Source organism: Mycobacteroides franklinii (assembly GCF_002013895.1).
Taxonomy (GTDB): domain Bacteria; phylum Actinomycetota; class Actinomycetes; order Mycobacteriales; family Mycobacteriaceae; genus Mycobacterium; species Mycobacterium franklinii.
Window position 1 is genome coordinate 384357 of record NZ_MAFQ01000006.1, and the last position, 17551, is coordinate 401907.

Sequence of the window (17551 nt, forward strand, 5' to 3'; positions counted from 1 at the left end):
GCCACCGGCGAGGAACCAGTCAGGTCGTCGACCGACGGGCCGGCCAGCCGAAGAGCGTCATTCGGCGTCGGTACCCGATGCCGTCGAGTTCTCAAGCGACCGCTTGAGCACCTCTGACGGATCGCCCTGATCGGGGTGAAGCTCGTTCCCGCCGCTGCCGCCGCTGGTAGGAATCCGATCAGGTCCGATCGGATTCGGTGCCTGGGTGGGCTGACCGGGGCTCTGCCCCTCCTGGGTCGGCTGGCCCGGTTGCTGACCAGGCTGAGAGTTCTGGTCGCCTCCACTTTGGCCGTTGCCGCCGCCCTGACCACCACTGCCAGCCTGGTCATTGCCACCGCCCTGGCCACCACTACCGCCCTGGCCGTTGTCTCCACCCTGACCTCCACCGCCTCCGCCACCACCGTCAGACGGCGATGGCGAGGGCGATGGTGATGTCGTAGGAGTCGGTGAGGTCGAGGTCGCCGGCGGACCCTTCAGCTTGTCCAGTAATCGTTGTTCAGTTCCGTTGAGGTGCTTGCGAACCTCTTCGTCGGGTTCACTCGTGGTGTCAAAGCAGCCCGCCGGAGCCTCCCTGGTGACGACGAGGGCTTCCTGCCAAAATCTCTTGGCTTCGTCTCGCTTCCGGTCGGCGGACTTGAGGTCGCCCCGCGTCTCCAGGACAACTTCCAGGTTGATCCGCACCGGACAGGACTTGGCGGGATCCACTCGCGTGAGCGACTCCTTGAATTCGGTCTCCGCTTCCCCGAGCTTGCCCTCCAGGACGTACCGGTCGCCTTCGGTGAGGTAGGCCTTGTACGAATCGATGATGTTCCACGACTTGAGAAGTCGGACATCGTCGCGCAGCGAGTACGAGTCATAGCCAAGGTAGTGCGACTGTGCGGCGTACCCCGTGCTCACCATGACAATGAGCTTCACCGCGAGCGCCAGCAACAACAATGCGGGCAATACCGAGAGGGCCACCAGTCTGCGTCGCAGCACCTTCCGGCGCGGCCCGTCGCTAAAGAACCGTCGCACCGCGTCAAGAATCACCCGGGGGGTCACGTCGGCCCCACCTTCGTGATGCGCGACGTACGGTATTCACGGACCATCGCGAACAGCTCGTAGAACATCAGAGCCATCGCGATGCCGGTGAAGACCCAGTAGAACTCGGTCCTGTTTCCGGGAAGTGACACCGACCGCTGCTCGCTCGTGCTCGCCGACGGATCCAGTCCCGGAATCACCGGGGCGATCGAATCACCCTGCAACCGATGGACATATCGCACGTGGAGCTGGTCCGCGATGTCTTTGAGGGACTGCTCGTCGAGAACGGACAGGAACGGGCCTGTGCCTGCGGCGTTCTGGAAGTATGTCTTGTCTCCGTTGGCCGTGAGCTGGCTGGCCACCTTGCCGCCTTCGGGCGTCCCATAGCCAAGTACCGCGCCCCCGTCGACAAGGTCGGCGGGGATGTCGAACTTCTTGGCGGGCTCACGCGATGCACCCGCGCCCTCCCCGAGGTAGAACACGACGTTGCTTGAACCCGGGTACTGTCGGCGCGCCAACTCGAGTTGTCTCTTGAGCTCGCCGTCGGCGGCCGCGACGCCGACACGGTATACCGAGTCCGGTTCGGAGACATACGCCGAGTAACCCGTGAGTAGCGCCTTGAGGCTCCAAATATCTTCAGAAAGTGGCCAATCCACCCGAGCACTCGTCGCGAACGAGGTGATGGAGAACCGGCCTTGCGCGTACTGGTTGACGATGGCATCCATATCCGAACGAATGCCCGCCATCCGGAACTGCCCGTTGCCATAGTCTTCGGCCCGGGAATTGATGGACCGATCGACAACGAAAAAGACATTGACGTTGCTGTTAGCTGCCGCAACGGCATTCGATTCGGTGAGGACATGCGCGTTGGGCTCGGTCCCGGGCCGGGCCGCGGCGGCGAACACACAGACGATGGCCAGCGTCAACAGACTCCAGCGCAGAACCACCTTGCGTTCGCTACCGCCACCCACCACCACCAAAACTCGATACAGCGTGTACATGCGTAGTGCGACGATCACGACCGCCAACACGATGAAGATCCACCATGGCAGCACGGGCTGGAAGGTCATCGGCGCACCCCCGCCAGGGCAGTGGCGAAGACCACCGCGATCGCTAGCGCGATCACCAGGATGACGTTCGGTCGGTCCTGCACCTTCTGGACGTAAATTGTTCCGTCGGACTGGGTGATCACCGGAGGGTTGGAGCGGATCTCATCGAGATGGCCCCGGAAGGTCTTGTCGATACCGGCCTGCTCGGCCGCGCTACTGGTCTTCGTGCCCTGCAGATACGTGATGAATCGGCCACCGCTGCCCTCGGCCAGTCGCTTCACCGCGCCACCTTCTTCGGCGGCGGTGGGGGTCAGAACATTCAGCTGGATTTGCGCTGTTCTGGTCAGCTCCGCCAGCTTGTCATCGGCGTAGATCGGGCGCGCTTGTCGCTGCTCGGCGGTGGGCCCCAGGAAGATGACCGAACGGCGATGCTCACTGGGCTTGGTGAAACCGGGAAATCCGGTCATACACAAGGCAAGAGCATCGTTGACCGTGCGGGCGTAGTCCGTGTAGGCCACCCCGCGGGAGAATTCCTGCCGACCGCGCTGCAGCGCCTTGCTGTCCTCGGGCCCGGGTTTGTCCGTACCTGCCAAGGCGCCCAGTCCGCCGAAATAACCGAGCCGGTCTTGCAGGTAGGTGTTGTCTCCCGTCATGGGGATGACCCGTAGTGTGGCCGAGGTCAAGGCCAGTCGTTGGGTATCGAAGCCCTTTGCCTGATCGCGGAAGTAGTTCAGCAGTTCCGAAACATCATGGGCAGCAGGGTCGTACGCCACGCACAGGCTGATGTCCTCCGGGTGTGCCCGGTTGATTTGGGCGGCCGTCGCCTCGCTACTTACCGGCCGTGCGGTGGCGAAGATCGCGGCGAGCAGGAATGCCGTGGCCGCAATCGCGATGGCTGCCAGCATGATCCGATATCTACGGTATGCGCGTACATATTCGGGGAGCTGGGTAAGCCGCTGCACCCAAGCCAGCGGACGCAGGCTGCGTGGCCGCTGGCGCATAGGCCAGAAGTAGGCGAGCAGCGCAATCGCCACCAGCAGAACCAACCCGCCGATGACAACGAACCACCATCTCAGTTCCATGACTGGATCACACCCCGAACCGCTGCCGCCGTCGCCGCGACATTGGTGTCATCGCCGATCTCGAACTGACCCGAGTACAGCTGCGCCACCACCGGAGCCGCCCCTGCCGCGCCACTGTGCGCTACTTCTCCCAACGACATGTACGGCGCGCGCACACCGGTACGCATATAGATGAAGGTGCGCAGCACGCGGCTCATCGCGCCGTGCGCCTGCCGCGAACTCAACGCTCCGGCATCGTGCTCCTTGCGGACGTTGTCGATGGCCGCACTGAACTTGCGGCGTAGTACGCGCGCGGTGATGTCCCGGATCACCGGAATGGTGCGCAGCTTCTCCACCGGCAGTGTCCATACGAAAACACCTACGCACCATCCGATTACCAACAGCATCAGGATGATTCCGAACACCAGCCACAGCACCGAGTACGGCAGTGGCGCCACTATCCATCTCAGATAGTCATTTGGCACGGCTGGCCTTCTTCAGCATTGTGGTGATCGCCTTGACCAGGTCGCGACTGCCCGCGACCCGCGCACAGGGAATGGCCGATGAATTCACGTACTCGTCGAAGGCCGCCTCACGCTGCGCCTCGGCGCGTCGATAGGCCTCGATCACCCCGCCGCCGAGTATCTCCTCCCGAAGGATCGAGCGGCCGGAGTCGACATCGTATCCCTCACCACCGAATTCCGGGATCCCAACTAGAGGAGCATCTTTGATGGTGATCCAGTAGACGTTGTGACGCGCTGCCAGCCGGCGGAATTCGCTGTCGAGCTCATCGGATAGATCGGGTTCGTCGGATATGACGAACACGATGTGGCGATGTCGGTAGTTCCGCTCGACGAAGCGCAGCTGCGCGGCAACGCTGCTGCGCCCACTGGAGGTGATATCACGGCTGTTGATCCGTTCGAGCATGTGCTCCAAATGCGGCTCGCCGCGGCGGTTCGGCATCCGCCCTGAGGCATGCTCATCGCCATAGACCAGTCCCATTTCGTCGCCCTTGCTGTTGGCGATGAGACCCACCACACCAACCGCATTCACCGCGACCCGCTGTTTCGGTTCACCGCTGGCCGCCAGGGCAAGCATGTTGCGTCCGATATCGGCGACCATGAGAATCCGCTGCTGGCGGTAGGACACAAAACGCTTCACCAGCACCGACGACGACCGGGCGGAGGCCCGCCAATCGATATCGCGCACGTCGTCGCCGAGGATGTAGGGACGCAGGTCGTCGAATTCCAGGCTGCGACCATGGAACATCGAGCGGTGCTCACCTTCGAGCAGCCCACGTGACAACCCGGTGGGGCCCGTCAGCCGATTGTTGGTCAGCGTCTCCGCCTTGACCTGCTGAAGTAGTACTCCCATGGCAGGTTAAGGGGTTCGTACGGCCTGGATGATGTTGTCTATCAGCACTTCCGCCGTCACGTTCTCGGCCACCGCCTCGAACCCAAGAATCAGCCGGTGCCGCAGGATCCGGTGCGCCAGCGTCTTGATGTCATCGGGAAGCACGTGATTGCGATCGGCCAACAGTGCCAGTGCGCGTGCCGCCTTGCAGAACGCGATGGTGGCGCGCGGGCTGGCGCCGTATTCGATCAGCCGGGCCAGATTCGGCGGCAGGTATTGCTTGGGATTACGGGTGACATTCACAATCTGAGTCACGTAGTGCACGATCGCGGGGTCGACGTAGATACGCCGAACCACATCCTGGATGTACAGGATGTCTTGGATCGAAGCGACCGGCGCGCCTTGGTGATTCGTGTACACCCCGGCATCGATTCGGAAAACGACCTCCGCTTCCTCGGCAGGGTTCGGGTAGGTGAGGATCTCCTTGAACATGAACCGGTCCATCTGTGCCTCCGGCAGCGGATAGGTTCCTTCTTGGTCCACCGGATTCTGCGTGGCGAGAACCAGAAACGGTTCCGGGATCTTGTAGATCTCTCCGGCGATACTGGTCTGTCGCTCCTCCATCGCCTCCAGCATGGCGCTCTGCGTCTTCGCGCTGGATCGGTTGATCTCGTCCAGCAGCACGATATTGGCGTGTACCGGGCCTAGTTGCGTCTTGAACGTGCCCTTGGACGCATCGAAGATCTGCGTGCCGATGATGTCGCTGGGCAGCAGGTCGGGGGTGCACTGGATGCGGCGAAACTGTGCCTGAATGGCATCCGCGATCGCCCGCGCCGCAGTGGTTTTGGCCAATCCCGGGACGCTCTCGAGCAGCACGTGGCCGCCGGTGAGCAGGCCGATCAACAGCGACTGCTGCAGTCCGGATTGCCCGACCACCTTGACGGAGAATGCCTGGGCGACAGCCTGGATGACCGCACGGGCCTGGTCCAGTTCCTGCCGCGAGGGCTGCACCTGGGTGGCGGCGGTCACCGTCCGAACCACTTCACTACCAACGGATCCTGTGTCATGTCGATTTGTCCCATAGTCGGCACGATCGCCCTCCCTTGCACGGTGCTGCCGTTGGTGGATTGCACTGTCAGCATCCACGTGGTGACCCCGGTGGTCCGCACATTCAGATCGAACGCGGTGAAGGTGTACTGCACCTTGTCCACATCAGATGGCGGCTCCCAGTGCGCTGTCCCGTCGACATATCCCGGATTACGCAGTGCCTGAGGGCATGACGGCGGAGCAAGTGATGTCGATTTCGCGCATTCGGCGATGTTGTCCGCGACGGCCTTCTTCACCGCCGCGGCTCCCTCTTCGCTCATCCGCATCTCGACCCCGGGGAATACCGGCGCTCCCTGCACCAGGATTCCGTTGAGCAGAACCGGGCGAGCCGAGACCGCCGTCAGATTCTTGTTGGAGGATCCGATGTCCAGCCATCCCGGAAAGACATACGCGACAGACATATTCGAGGCCGGCTTACCGAACAGCGACAGGGTGCGAAGGGCGCCGGCCAGGATGCCGTTCTGGTCCAACGACAGCTTGACCGCCGCGGTACTGAGCTTCCAGGATCCGTCGGTCTTCTTGACGAGAATTGTCTCGTCGGAGGTCTGATCGCCGAAGTTCGCGGCCACGTGTACCCGGGCCATCACACCGCCGACGTCCTCGGAATTGAGAATGCGAATGTTCCCTATCGGCCATTTCGCGATCTGCTTCTTCAGAATGTCGTCGGTGAGAAATTCCTTGGACGCCGGCTGATCCGACGAATACGCAAGGGCCGCTTCGGCATCGCCCTTGGACAACGCCTCCAGGTATCCCTTGACCGCGGCCTCGGCGGTCGCCGCGCCCGCGGCGGGCCTTGTCTCCCCATCGCTTCCACCGGAGAACGACACGATTCCCACCACGATGGCCACAACCAGCAGCACTACGCCGGTGGCCACTCCGGTGACAATCAGAGCCTTTCGGTTCTTCTGCGGCGGGCTCGGCGGCTGCCCAAACTGCTGGTACTGAGGCGGCTGCCCGCCGAACTGATTGGGCCATCCCGGCTGCTGGGGAGGCGGCCCGAAGTTCGGCGGCCCGTAGGCCGAAGGGTCCGGTTGCGGCACACCCACCGGTGCCGGTCCTCCGAATTGCGGAGTGCCATATTGCGGCGCCGGGTTGGCCGGTCCGTCAATGGGGTTGGGACCGCCAAATTGCGACGGCGGCTGCGTCACCCTCGTGCCCCATCTTCGCGATAGCCGAACACCAATCGCCCCCCTCTCCAGCAAGCAAGATCCGCCCAGGCGAACCGAGACTATCACCGCATTATGCAGGGCATCGCCGCCAGACGTTGTGCTGCGACACCCCGTGGCTCCTCGCCCCGGCGACACTTCTCGCATTCGGCGCTTAGCAAACTTCTCTGTTGCTAATCTTGCCCGGTGACCTACCCACCACAGGAGCCGCCGGCATCCGGCGATCCGTCAGCGTACGACCCGAATCAGCCCCCACCGGGATATGCGAACCAGCCACCTCCGGGATATCAGCCGCCTCCACCACCCGGGTACCAACCCGGGTATCAGCCCGGTCCTCCCCCAGGAGCCCCCCAGTACCCCGGCGGACAGTTCCCGCCGCCGCCTCCCGGTTATCCGCCCGCCGGATATGGTTACCCGCAGCAGGCACCGTGGCCGCCGCGGGGCCCGTTCAGCGCCGGTGAATCCTGGACTTGGTCTTGGGCGCAGGTCACCAAACGCTTTGGAACCTTCATTCCTCCGTATCTGGTGTGGTTCCTCGCGATCGGCGTGCCCGTAGGGATCGTCTACGCCATCCTCATGGCCAGCCTCCCCCAGACCAGCACGAGCGGTTACGGCGGAGATTCGAGCTCCTCGTACTCGTATTCCTATGAGGGCCCGGAGCTCTCGGGCCGCGCCGTGGCGATCATGATCCTGCTCTACGCAGCGATTTTCGCAGTCAGCCTCTATATAGGCGCCTGCATCGTCAGTGCCAACCTTGATGTCGCGGACGGTAAGCCGGTGGCTTTCGGGACCTTCTTCCGCGCCCGCAGCTTCGGCCTGTACGTGGGGACCGCGCTGCTGGTGGGGCTCGGAGTTCTGATCGGAAGTCTCGTCATCGTCGGCGGTCTCATCTTCGGGTTCTTCGCCCAGTACGCCGTCTTCTTCGCCATCGACCGCGGCCTCGGCCCAGTCGACGCCCTGAAGGCGAGCTTCCAGATCGTCAAGGACAATCTGGGGCAGGCGCTGGTGGTTTTCCTGATCACCTTGGGCGTCGCTCTCGCCGGCGTCGCGGTGGCAGTCATCACCTGTGGTCTCGGCGGAATCATCAGCTACCCGGTGATCGCGGCCCTCAGCGGTCTGATCCACGTCTACACCTATCGCCGTCTCACCGGAGGCGTCATCGCACCCGCACCGGTGTAATCCGTAACAACGAAAAGGGCCCGGCCTGCACTGGATATCTCCAGGCAGACCGGGCCCTTTCGTTAGGGACTTAGAAGTCCATACCGCCCATGCCACCGGTCGGGTCGCCCGCAGGTGCGGCGGCCTTCTCCGGCTTGTCGGCAACGACGGCCTCGGTGGTGAGGAACAGCGCCGCGATGGACGCCGCGTTCTGCAGCGCCGAGCGGGTCACCTTCACGGGGTCGGCAACGCCGGCCGCGAGCAGGTCCTCGTACACGTTGGTCGCCGCGTTCAGGCCGTGACCCGCAGGAAGGTTCGCGACCTTCTCTGCGACGACACCCGGCTCCAGACCACCGTTGAAGGCGATCTGCTTCAGCGGAGCCGACAGCGCAACACGCACGATGTTGGCGCCAGTGGCCTCGTCACCCTCGAGTGAGAGCGAGTCCAGCGCGGGGGCAGCCTGCAGCAGGGCGACGCCACCGCCGGCGACGATGCCCTCTTCGACGGCGGCCTTCGCGTTGCGAACGGCGTCCTCGATGCGGTGCTTGCGCTCCTTGAGCTCCACCTCGGTGGCAGCTCCGGCCTTGATCACCGCAACACCGCCGGCCAGCTTGGCCAGGCGCTCCTGCAGCTTCTCGCGGTCGTAGTCGGAGTCGCTGTTCTCGATCTCGGCACGAATCTGGGCGACACGGCCCTGGATCGCGTCGGCATCGCCTGCACCCTCGATGACGGTGGTCTCGTCCTTGGTGACGACGACCTTGCGGGCAGTGCCGAGCAGCTCGACGCCAGCGGTCTCCAGGGAGAGGCCGACCTCTTCGCTGATGACCTGTCCGCCGGTGAGGATCGCGATGTCCTGCAGCATGGCCTTGCGGCGGTCGCCGAAGCCCGGAGCCTTGACGGCGACAGACTTGAAGGTGCCACGGATCTTGTTGACGACCAGGGTCGAAAGTGCTTCGCCCTCAACGTCTTCAGCGATGATCAGCAGCGGCTTGCCGGCCTGGATGACCTTCTCCAGCAAGGGCAGCAGGTCCTTGACGGTCGACACCTTGGAGCTGACCAGCAGGATGTAGGGATCCTCCAGGACGGCTTCCTGACGCTCGGCGTCGGTCACGAAGTAACCCGAGATGTAGCCCTTGTCGAAGCGCATGCCTTCGGTGAGCTCCAGCTGCAGGCCGAAGGTGTTGGACTCCTCGACGGTGATGACACCCTCGTTGCCAACCTTGTCCATGGCCTCGGCGATCAGATCGCCGATGGACTGGTCACCAGCGGAGATACCCGCGGTGGCCGCGATCTGCTCCTTGGTGTCGATCTCCTTGGCGGAAGCCAGCAGGGCGCTGGTAACAGCCTCCACGGCCTTCTCGATGCCGCGCTTCAGGCCGAGCGGGTTGGCGCCGGCGGCGACGTTACGCAGACCTTCCTTGACCAGAGCCTGAGCGAGCACGGTGGCGGTAGTAGTGCCGTCACCCGCGACGTCATCGGTCTTCTTGGCAACTTCCTTGACCAGCTCAGCGCCGATCTTCTCGTACGGATCCTCCAGCTCGATCTCCTTGGCGATGGAAACACCATCGTTGGTGATCGTGGGGGCGCCCCACTTCTTCTCCAAGACGACGTTGCGACCCTTGGGGCCCAGCGTCACCTTGACCGCGTCAGCGAGGGCGTTGAGGCCCCGCTCCAGGCCGCGGCGGGCCTCTTCGTCATACGCAATTGTCTTGGCCATTGCGAAGTGATTCCTCCGTATAGGGGGTTGCACGTTCTGGGCCGGGCGCAGTGCCCGCGACGGACGGACGCAGCTGTGTGGGCTGCGGCCTCACCGTCCCGACCTAGCACTCACCGGTCGTGAGTGCCAATGCCATGTTTAGCACTCGAGCATGGCGAGTGCAAGGGCGATGTGGTCCGTACATTTGGTCACGTGGAGGGGATTCACGGGGTGGTCTACCGGCTGATGGCCCCAATAAACCTGTTGGCCATCATCTGGGCGGCCTATGCCAAGTGGCTGCTCAGTTACCTGGGGCTAGACCTGGGAGGCATCTTCACGCTGTTCTTGATGTTTGTAGGTGGACCGCTGATGCTGCTCTGTCTGTCGGTGACGACTGCGCTGGCGCATGCGCATCGGGGTCTCACCCGCGTTGAGGTGTGGACGCAAGTCTCGGTATGGGTCGCAATGTTCGTGTTCGGTCTGACGTTCTCCGACGGCGATGCCGAGAGCGAATACCCACCCATCTTGGCCGCGCTGACCGGGAAGGCCGTCGTCACCGAACGCACATCCACAACCTACGGCGTGTGGTTCGACCGGGAGTACCACCGCAGCCTGCTCGACACGGTCTGCGACTGGACCGGCTGGGTCGCACTGCTCATCGGCTGCGTGGCCTGGTTGGTGTTGATCGCCTCGTTGTTCAGGGACCGCACCCGGTGAGGCGCGGTCTCGCGCTCGTCGTCACGCTGCTGTGCGCGCTAGGTGCAGCACAGTTTCTCTGGCCGCAGCCCGGCATCACCGAGCAATCCGGTTCGACGGTGCGGCAGTTGACGTTCGTGCGCCAGGAGATCGATAGCCACGCCGACTCCGCCGCGCAGCAGCACTTCCCCGAGGGATACTTCTTCACCAACGTGCTCTATGGACTTGCCTGGGTCCAAGCCGCTCACACCGACCAGGGGCTGCGCGATCAGGCGCTGCACGAGGCCCGCTGGGCGTTGGCGCGCGCCGAGTCGGCCGAAGGCAAAGGCGTCTTCGACCCCACGCTGCGTCCGGCATACGGCGTGTTCTGGGCGGGCTGGACCACATGGTTGCGCGGCGCGATCCTCACCCTCGACAACACCGACGGCGCCGAGCGGCAGCTGTTCGCCGCACGTAGCGACGAGATTGCGCAGGCATTCTCGGTCTCGGCAAGCCCGTTCCTGTCCGCATATCCGGGACGGTCGTGGCCGGTCGATTCGACGGTGGCCATCGCCGCTTTACGCCTGCACGATCACATCTTGGGCGATCGTTTCAGCGCGGTGATCGACCGCTGGCGCAGCGCCGCCCTTGGGCATCTCGATCCAACGACAGGACTTCTGCCCCATGAAGTTTCAGCGTCCGACGCCGCGATAATCGAAGGGGCGCGAGCCACCTCGCAGACCGTGATCCAACGGTTTTTGCCCGAGATCGACGGCTCCTTCGCGCGCGGCCAATACGGCGCCTACCGGCGCCAATTTATTTCTTACCCATACGGTTTCGGGCCCGCGCTGCGGGAGCATCGGCAGGGCGTGGACGGACGGGGCGATGTTGACTCCGGACCGCTGATTGCCGGGATCAGCCTGTCGGCGACCGTCGTCGCCATGGGCGCGGCCCGAGTAAACGGCGATGCCGAACTGGCGGCGGCCATCGGCGCCGAGGGCGAGCTGGCAGGGGTGCCGATTACCTTGCCGAAGACCAAGCGCTACGCCTTTGGCGCAGTGCCGATTGGCGACGCGTTCGTGGTGTGGTCGTCGACGGCGCGGCTGCTCACCGCGGAACCGGCTGCCGCGTCGTACCCGCTGCCGTGGTGGTGGCGGACCTCGTGGCTCCTTGCCCTTGGCGCCGTCGCCACCCTGCCGTGGCTGCCGGCAGGCATCCGGCGGATCCGCCGCGGTTGACGCACTCGGGTGGAGGATGTACACGACCTCCTTGCGACGAAGGGGAAGAGTTGGCGCCCAACGGATACGGACAACACACCCAGCGAGCCGGCCACCGAATCCGACTAGCAGCTGCCGGAGCAGCGTTTCGACGCACTCCAGCATGAAATTCGGCTTGCCACCCGCAGCAGTCGCTATGCGTTGGCGACTGCCGTCGCGCAGCGGCGATCGACAAATTCGTCTCGGACAACAGCATCGATCGACTCGCCGAACGTGCCCGCACCGATCTCGGCTCGGGCTGAGCTGACCGCAGAACCCCGGACAACCGGCCGTGGTCGTGGCGCCCGGACACTCAGGAACGGGGTCTAGGGTGCTGGGCATGTCGCTCAATATCCTCATCAGCGGTGGTGGTATCGCAGGTCCCGCGTTGGCGTACTGGCTTGCGAGAGAAGGACACTCCGTCACGATCGTCGAGCGTGCCAGAGCCTTGAGGAGTGGCGGTCAGGCCGTCGACTTCCGCGGGCCGTCGGTCGAGGTACTGGACAAGATGGGTGTACTCCACGCGGTGCGAGCACAGGCCACGCACATGGGGTCCTTGGTGATGGTCGATGCCGGGGGCAACGAAATCGCCCGGCTACCACCGGAGGTCATCAGCGGGGAGTTAGAGATCCTGTGGGGAGATCTCGCCCGCATCCTGCACGACGCGGTGCGCGACCATGTCACATTTCGCTTCGGCGATTGGATCACCGATGTGCGTGACGACGGCGCCGAGGTCGCCGTCTCTTTTGCAGGAGCCGCTCCGGAGAGCTTCGATCTCGTGATCGGCGCCGATGGCGTGCATTCCGGTCTTCGCGCGCTGACATTTGGGCCCGAAAACGAATTCGTGACCCAGTTGGGCCAGTACTTCACGTTTTTCGCGATGGACAACCACCTCGGTCTCGACCATCAGACGGTGAGCTTCCGGGAAGGTACCCGGGGCGTTGGCATCCAGGTGAACGCTCCCGACGCCCCGGCCCGGGGTTCACTCGCGTTCTCTGACGACGACGTGAAGTTCGACTACCGCGACATCGAGGGCAACAAGCGGCTGTTTCGCGAAAGGTTCACCGGCTTCGGCTGGGAGACAGCGGCCGTTCTGGATGCCCTATCAGCCACCGACGAACCCTATTTCGACTCGTTGTGCCAGGTGCATCTGAACGAGTACTCCCGCGGCCGGGTGTGTCTCATCGGGGACGCGGCCTGGTGTGCCTCGCCCCGGTCGGGCATGGGTACGAGTCTGGCGATCGTCGGCGCCTACGTGCTCGCCCACGAATTACGTTCCGCACAGGGCGATTTCCCGACTGCTTTCACCCGATTTCACGCCCTGATGGTTCCGTACGTCGCGCGTTGCCAACAGCTGGCACTGAGCACCTTGAAGATCGACGGCGCCACGTCTCCCTGGGCGAAGCAACTGCGCAAACTTGGTCTGTGGTCGCTGCGGCTGCCCGGCGTCCGTCAGCTGGTCGCCCTCCAGGCGCTCAAGGTGGGCCGGTCGTTCGTGCTACCCACCTACGACTGACCGAACTTCTTATGTGCCGCCACCGCCACCGCCTTGATGTCGTCACAGGGCGAGGTCCCACGCAACACGGCGGCGGGCACGCGGACATCGTCCGGGCGGGATGTCCCGGGAGCGAAGTAGGTCGGCGGATAGTCCTTCCCCAGAAACACATAGACCTCACAGAACGGTTTGTCGTAAGTCCGGGTGACGGTGCTGACGTGTAGTTCCACACCGTCGCGCTGCTCGACGACCGAATGCCGCTGCTCTCCGTAGGAGGAACTGTCCGGCTCATGCGGGTCAAGCGGCCGCAGGGTCAGCTGCACCCCATCGGCTTTCTTGTCCCCGGGCGGCCCCGCGCTGAACCAGCACCCGTATAGATCGGTCCGTATTCCATCGTCACCGCTAGGCCGGTAGCCGGCGAAATCGCGCAGATCGGCGAGCAGCGAGCACGGGTCGGACCAGTTGGATTTCAGCGGCAGCTGCTTCGACCTGATCTGTGCGGCACCCGTCGCGATCGCGACTGCCTCCTTGCACGGATAGACCGGATCACCGGGTCCGGGATCTCGAGACAGGCTCGCCACCACTGTCAGCCGCACACGCCTCATCAGATCGGCGGCAGCCCCACGGGAAGACACACCGGGCAGATCGACGGCACCCAGGTTGAACACATACCGGCACCATCCGCGGTTACTCGTCGGCCCCAACTCGTGCGTCACTGCTATCCCGTTGATCTCCATCGAATCAGCGGGAGGTTCTACGCGCTCCGGAGCAATGTCGAAGCCGATGGTCGCCGAGACATCGCTGGGAAAGGTGCCGTCGAACGCACCCAGCCGCAGGGTGCACCGATCAAAGCCTTCGGTGTATCCGTATGAGATCGCCCGCGGAATCGTGGACTTGATCGATGTGGCATCGACAAAACCGCACGGATCGATGTCGCGAAGCGCTGCGTCGACCGTCAGCTGGGCGGAATCAGCGGCGGTGTGGGCACGCCAGTCGTCCCGCTGTCGGGAGTCGAAAAAGGAACATCCTGCGGCCAGCAGCAGCACCGCCACGAGCACCGGCCAACGACCTGCGGGCACATGCCACCTCCCTACCGACGCGGTCGCAGCCCATCGAACACGACATCGGTCACCTGCTGCGAGACTTCCTGGTTATAGCTCTGCATGGCCTGACAACCGACCAGAAGTGCCTTGACCTCGTGCACGCCGACATCGGATCGCACGGTCCCCGCCTGCTGCGCCGCGCGCAACAGGTCCCCGAGGACCGCGTAGAAGGACTCCTCGATACGCGGAATGAGAGCCTCGACGTCAATACCCGCGCCTGATAACGCGTCGACCAACCCTTGGTCGGTCCCACCCCAGGCCATCATCGAGCGCAGGAATTCGAACAACGCCTCACCGGGATCGACGGCTTCCAACAGCTCGCGTCCCTTGCCGATCACGCTGCCCATCCGGTCCTCCGCGACCGCGCGGTACAGGTCCTCCTTGGCGGGAAAGTGCCGGTACACGGTCCCGGCGCCCACCCCCGCGCGCCGCGCGATCTCGTCGATCGGGACACCAAGTCCCTCCTCGGCGAAGGTTTGGTAGGCGACCTCCAGCACGCGCGCACGGTTGCGGGCAGCGTCGGCACGCAACGGCCGGGCGGGTTGATCCATCTCACACTCCTCGACGCCTTGACAAAACGGGGCGCGCGTTCCGTATATTCATAAGCGGAGTAACCGCCCCGGTTACTGAAGATACTACTCAAGGAGTTCCCATGACCGCATGGAGCACCACCGACATCCCCGACCAGACCGGCCGCGTCGCCATCGTCACCGGTGCCAACACCGGACTAGGTCTGGAGACTGCCAAGGCACTCGCCGCACGCGGCGCCCACGTCGTATTGGCAGTGCGCAATACCGAAAAGGGCAAGGCCGCGGCCGACACGATCACCGCCGCCCACTCGAACGCCGACATCACCCTGCAGTCCTTGGACCTGTCATCGCTGGAGTCCATCCGTCGCGCCAGTGACGAGCTCAAGTCGCGCTACGACAAAATCGACCTGCTGATCAACAACGCCGGTGTCATGTGGACCGAGAAGTCCACCACCGCCGACGGCTTCGAGCTGCAGTTCGGCACCAACCACCTGGGCCATTACGCATTCACCGGCCTGCTCTTGGACCACCTGCTGCCGGTCGTGGGCTCACGCGTGGTGACCGTGTCCAGCATCGGACACCGCATTCGCGCCGCGATCCACTTCGACGACTTGCAGTGGGAACGTAACTACAACCGGGTGGCGGCATACGGCCAGTCGAAGCTGGCCAACCTTTTGTTCACCTACGAGCTACAGCGGCGCCTGGCGGGCACCAATACGGTCGCCTTGGCCGCGCATCCGGGCGGGTCCAACACCGAGCTGGCGCGCAACTCTCCGCTGTGGGTCCGGGCCGTGTTCGACGCCGTGGCACCGCTGCTGGTCCAGGGCGCGGATATGGGCGCTCTGCCTACATTGCGGGCCGCCACGGACCCCGCGGCCCTGGGTGGCCAGTACTACGGCCCCGACGGATTTATGGAACAACGCGGTAACCCCAAGGTCGTCGCGTCGAGCGAGCAGTCCTATGACCTCGATTTGCAGCGTCGGTTGTGGTCGGCATCTGAGGAACTCACCGACGTGATCTTCCCGGTCAAGTAGAAGAGCGGGAGGACGGCGGGCACTGTGCTGACCGTCACCGACTTGCCCCGTGGTGACACGACACGCGGCGCCCGCCACGCCGCCGGGATGCACTCACGTAATCCGTTGCGTTAGTCTGCGACTCAATCATCGAGTCAGAGCGGAGACCATCGGGTGCGGGCTGTAGAGGCGCCCAGCACCCACACCTTGCGGGGCTGGCAACGCAGGGCATTGGTGCGCTATCTGGCCGCCAAACCCCGGGACTTCCTCGCGGTCGCAACCCCGGGATCAGGCAAAACAAGATTTGCCCTGCGGATTGCTACCGAGCTGCTGGCCGACGGCACCGTGGACAAGATCACTGTCGTGGTGCCCACCGAACACCTCAAGGTGCAGTGGGCACAGTCGGCAACCTCCTTCGGCCTGTCTCTAGACCCGCGGTTCAGTAACTCCGATTCACAAACCTCCTCGGAGTACCACGGCGTGGTCGTCACCTACGCCCAGATCGCCAGCCACCCCACCCGGCACCGGGTGCGCACCGAGAACCATCGCACCCTGGTGATCTTCGATGAGATCCACCACGCCGGAGATGCCAAGAGCTGGGGCGAGGCGGTCCGCGAGGCATTCGACGACGCCACCCGGCGCCTCTCGTTGACCGGGACGCCGTTCCGTAGCGACGACAGCCCCATCCCGTTCATCAACTACGAGCCCGACGGCGCCGGATACCAGCGTTCACAGGCCGACCACACCTATGGCTACTCCGAGGCCCTCGCCGACGGCGTGGTGCGCCCCGTGGTCTTCATGGCGTACTCGGGCGAGGCCCGCTGGCGCGACAGCGCCGGCGAGGAACACGCCGCACGCCTCGGCGAGCCATTGAGCGCCGAGCAGACCGCACGCGCATGGCGCACCACCCTGGATCCGAACGGCGACTGGATACCCGCGGTGTTGCGTGCCGCCCACGCACGGCTGCAGCAGAAGCGCAACGGCGGCATGACCGATGCCGGGGCCATGATCATCGCCTCCGATCAGAAGGCCGCGCGCGCCTACGCGAAGCTGCTGACCACGATCACCGGCACCGAGCCCACTGTGGTGCTGTCCGACGATCCGAAATCCTCGGACCGCATCGCCCAGTTCGCCTCCGACGGCAGCGAGTGGCTGGTGGCGGTGCGCATGGTGTCCGAGGGCGTGGACGTACCACGGTTGGCTGTCGGTGTCTACGCGACAAGCGCCTCGACCCCGCTGTTCTTCGCCCAGGCGATCGGGCGGTACGTCCGCTCGCGGGCACCGGGCGAGACGGCCAGCATCTTCCTGCCCTCGGTGCCCACACTGCTCGAGCTCGCCAGCCTGCTGGAAGAACAGCGCAATCACGTGCTCGGCAAGCCGCATCGCGAACCGATGGGCGACGAGGAGCCGGTGGAACGCAAGCGCACCGAGCCTGGCGAGGAAGAGAAGGGCTTCGAGTCACTCAGCGCCAGTGCCGAGCTCGATCAGGTGATCTTCGACGGCGCATCCTTCGGCACCGCGACACCGGCGGGCAGCGAGGAGGAGGCCGAGTATCTCGGCATTCCCGGCCTACTGGATCCGAACCAGATGCGAGATCTGTTGCGGCGCAGGCAAGAAGAACAGCTCACCAAGCGCACCGCATCGGGTGAGGTGCCACCGGAGATCACCTCGACACACGGCCAGCTACGCGAGCTGCGGCGCGAACTCAATGCGCTGGTGTCGGCCACGCATTTCAAATCGGGCAAGCCGCACGGCTGGATTCACAACGAGCTGCGCCGCCGCTGTGGCGGCCCGCCGGTGGCGGCGGCCACTCGCGATCAGCTCAAGGAACGCATCGTCGCGGTCCGCACCCTTCACCGGGAGCTGTAG

The 17551-nt window shown here is 64.3% G+C and carries 16 protein-coding genes; 6 read left to right on the plus strand and 10 right to left on the minus strand.

Annotation, left to right across the window (positions count from 1 at the left end; translation table 11 throughout):
- Nucleotides 1–57 precede the first annotated feature (57 nt).
- The 7 genes from B4393_RS11705 to B4393_RS11735 are packed head-to-tail and all read right to left on the minus strand — an operon-like array spanning nucleotide 58 to nucleotide 6738.
- On the minus strand, nucleotides 58–1041 hold the full coding sequence (locus tag B4393_RS11705; protein WP_078334277.1) for a hypothetical protein: 984 nt from the start codon (nucleotides 1039–1041) through the stop codon (nucleotides 58–60).
- Nucleotides 1038–2090 (minus strand): vWA domain-containing protein, encoded by a 1053-nt coding sequence (locus B4393_RS11710; RefSeq protein ID WP_078334278.1) that lies wholly within the window; start codon nucleotides 2088–2090, stop codon nucleotides 1038–1040. Before B4393_RS11710 ends, B4393_RS11705 begins: the two co-directional genes overlap by 4 nt.
- Nucleotides 2087–3151, minus strand: a complete 1065-nt coding sequence (locus B4393_RS11715) for a hypothetical protein (RefSeq protein WP_078334279.1) — start codon at nucleotides 3149–3151, stop codon at nucleotides 2087–2089. Before B4393_RS11715 ends, B4393_RS11710 begins: the two co-directional genes overlap by 4 nt.
- Nucleotides 3142–3615, minus strand: coding sequence for a hypothetical protein (locus B4393_RS11720; RefSeq protein WP_078334280.1), 474 nt, complete (start codon nucleotides 3613–3615; stop codon nucleotides 3142–3144). The genes B4393_RS11715 and B4393_RS11720 overlap by 10 nt, the downstream gene beginning before the upstream one ends.
- Complete coding sequence (locus B4393_RS11725) at nucleotides 3605–4504, minus strand: DUF58 domain-containing protein (RefSeq protein WP_078334281.1); 900 nt, start codon at nucleotides 4502–4504, stop codon at nucleotides 3605–3607. Before B4393_RS11725 ends, B4393_RS11720 begins: the two co-directional genes overlap by 11 nt.
- Nucleotides 4505–4510: 6 nt before the next feature.
- Nucleotides 4511–5512 carry an AAA family ATPase gene (locus B4393_RS11730; RefSeq protein WP_078334458.1) on the minus strand — a complete coding sequence of 334 codons (1002 nt, stop codon included), beginning with the start codon at nucleotides 5510–5512 and terminating at the stop codon, nucleotides 4511–4513.
- Complete coding sequence (locus B4393_RS11735; protein WP_078334282.1) at nucleotides 5509–6738, minus strand: proline-rich domain-containing protein; 1230 nt, start codon at nucleotides 6736–6738, stop codon at nucleotides 5509–5511. The genes B4393_RS11730 and B4393_RS11735 overlap by 4 nt, the downstream gene beginning before the upstream one ends.
- A gap of 204 nt (nucleotides 6739–6942) precedes the next feature.
- On the opposite strand from B4393_RS11735, the gene B4393_RS11740 reads away from it, so the two are divergent.
- On the plus strand, nucleotides 6943–7935 hold the full coding sequence (locus B4393_RS11740; protein ID WP_078334283.1) for a hypothetical protein: 993 nt from the start codon (nucleotides 6943–6945) through the stop codon (nucleotides 7933–7935).
- Between the two features lie 70 nt (nucleotides 7936–8005).
- On the opposite strand, the gene groL is transcribed toward B4393_RS11740, so the two are convergent.
- Nucleotides 8006–9631 (minus strand): chaperonin GroEL, encoded by a 1626-nt coding sequence (gene groL / locus B4393_RS11745; protein ID WP_070937174.1) that lies wholly within the window; start codon nucleotides 9629–9631, stop codon nucleotides 8006–8008.
- Between the two features lie 192 nt (nucleotides 9632–9823).
- Here groL and B4393_RS11750 point away from each other — a divergent pair, with 192 nt between their 5' ends.
- The 3 genes from B4393_RS11750 to B4393_RS11760 all read left to right on the plus strand — a co-directional run bounded on the left by B4393_RS11750 (nucleotide 9824) and on the right by B4393_RS11760 (nucleotide 13057).
- Nucleotides 9824–10327 (plus strand): hypothetical protein, encoded by a 504-nt coding sequence (locus tag B4393_RS11750; RefSeq protein WP_078334284.1) that lies wholly within the window; start codon nucleotides 9824–9826, stop codon nucleotides 10325–10327.
- Nucleotides 10324–11523 (plus strand): hypothetical protein, encoded by a 1200-nt coding sequence (locus tag B4393_RS11755; RefSeq protein ID WP_109558511.1) that lies wholly within the window; start codon nucleotides 10324–10326, stop codon nucleotides 11521–11523. The genes B4393_RS11750 and B4393_RS11755 overlap by 4 nt, the downstream gene beginning before the upstream one ends.
- Nucleotides 11524–11881: 358 nt before the next feature.
- Nucleotides 11882–13057: an FAD-dependent monooxygenase gene (locus tag B4393_RS11760; RefSeq protein ID WP_078334460.1), complete on the plus strand. Its 1176-nt coding sequence runs from the start codon at nucleotides 11882–11884 to the stop codon at nucleotides 13055–13057.
- Here the strand turns inward: B4393_RS11760 and B4393_RS11765 are convergent.
- Nucleotides 13048–14115 (minus strand): hypothetical protein, encoded by a 1068-nt coding sequence (locus tag B4393_RS11765; RefSeq protein ID WP_078334285.1) that lies wholly within the window; start codon nucleotides 14113–14115, stop codon nucleotides 13048–13050. The two genes, B4393_RS11760 and B4393_RS11765, sit on opposite strands and share 10 nt — an antisense overlap.
- A gap of 11 nt (nucleotides 14116–14126) precedes the next feature.
- The gene (locus B4393_RS11770) at nucleotides 14127–14690 is read right to left on the minus strand and encodes a TetR/AcrR family transcriptional regulator (RefSeq protein WP_070937179.1); all 564 of its coding nucleotides are present in this window, start codon (nucleotides 14688–14690) and stop codon (nucleotides 14127–14129) included.
- A gap of 101 nt (nucleotides 14691–14791) precedes the next feature.
- Between B4393_RS11770 and B4393_RS11775 the strand changes: the two genes are divergently transcribed.
- A complete protein-coding gene (locus tag B4393_RS11775) occupies nucleotides 14792–15703 on the plus strand; it encodes an SDR family NAD(P)-dependent oxidoreductase (protein ID WP_078334286.1) in 912 nt (303 codons plus the stop codon).
- A gap of 153 nt (nucleotides 15704–15856) precedes the next feature.
- Complete coding sequence (locus B4393_RS11780; protein WP_070937181.1) at nucleotides 15857–17551, plus strand: DEAD/DEAH box helicase; 1695 nt, start codon at nucleotides 15857–15859, stop codon at nucleotides 17549–17551.